This is a genomic window from Acetobacter sp. DsW_063, from assembly GCF_002153745.1.
GTDB lineage: Bacteria > Pseudomonadota > Alphaproteobacteria > Acetobacterales > Acetobacteraceae > Acetobacter.
In genome coordinates this window covers 1-1117 of the sequence record NZ_JOPL01000109.1, presented here as the reverse complement: position 1 = coordinate 1117, position 1117 = coordinate 1, and the positions used below count along the sequence as shown (strand labels likewise).

The following is a 1117-nucleotide window of genomic DNA, read 5'->3' as shown; positions in this document are numbered from 1 at the left end:
GATGGCGCGGGTGGACCAGCGATAGGGCATCGCCAGCCGGTTCAGGTCGTCCAGAATTCCGGGAAAGGTCCGGCTGGGGAAACCCGTGATCGTCAGCGTCTTGAGGAAGGCATCGCCGAGCTTCGGCTCCAGACCACCCGCCAGAGGCTGATCGACCAGCAGGGCGTCGAGATGCATGGGGATTTCCGGCACCCGAACACGCTGGTTCCGGGTCGAAATGGTCGAATGGAGATACGTCAGCGTTTCGGCATCGTTCAGCCATGCCGCCTCGGGCATGAATCCGTCCAGCAGGGCGAGAAGCCGATCACTGCGATCGATGAAGGCATGGAGCATGCCATGCGGGTCCGGCCCATCGTGTTCCCGACCTTCGTAAAGAAACCTTTCGGCGCGACCTGATGATTCCGCCGGTGGCAACCAGACCATCGTGAGGAAATAGCGGCTCTCGAAATGCGCGCCCTCATCCTCGAACTGCTCCCGGCGTTCCAGATCCACCATCTGACTGGCCGCGTCGGGAAAATCGCTTTCTGGATAAATCGTGGCGGGCACACGCTGCGCTTCCACGAACACCGCCCAGCCGGAGCCAAGCCGACGCAGGGCGTTGTTCAGGCGTCCCGTCACACCCACCAGTTCGGCAGATGTGGCGCTATCCAGATCCGGACCACGTATCTTTGCCGTGCGCTGGAAGCTGCCATCCTTGTTCAGGACCACGCCCTTTTCGACCAGCGCCGCCCAAGGGAGAAAGTCGGACAGGAGGGCAGCACGATTGCGATATTCGCCAAGAAACATCATCGCCCTGCCCTCCTATGCCCGCAGCCAGGCGGGATAGCGGAGATGCCGCCGTCCAACCTCAATGAAGAAGGGGTCACGCTTTGCGCCCCAGACCGCGAGGCTGTGTCCCACGATCCAGAAGACAGCCCCGATCAGCCATAGGCGCAGACCGAGGGCGATCGCAGCCGCCAGCGTGCCGTTGGCAATCGCTACCGCGCGGGGTGCCCCACCCAGAAGGATCGGGTCGGTCAGGGAACGATGGACCGGGACATGAAAGCCCGGCACCGCATCATCGTCATAGCCCGCCATCAGATCAGCGCCCCGCCCGAGAAGGAGAAGAAGGACAGAA

General features: G+C 62.7%; 1 protein-coding gene and 1 pseudogene. Both read right to left on the bottom strand.

Annotated elements, in window-relative coordinates:
- Positions 1 to 789: pseudogene (locus HK28_RS12520) on the bottom strand (conjugal transfer protein TrbE); the annotation flags it as partial.
- Positions 790 to 801: 12 nt separating this feature from the next.
- Entirely contained in the window at positions 802 to 1077 is a 276-nt protein-coding gene (locus tag HK28_RS12515) for a VirB3 family type IV secretion system protein (RefSeq protein ID WP_086644881.1), read from the bottom strand.
- Positions 1078 to 1117: the final 40 nt, after the last annotated feature.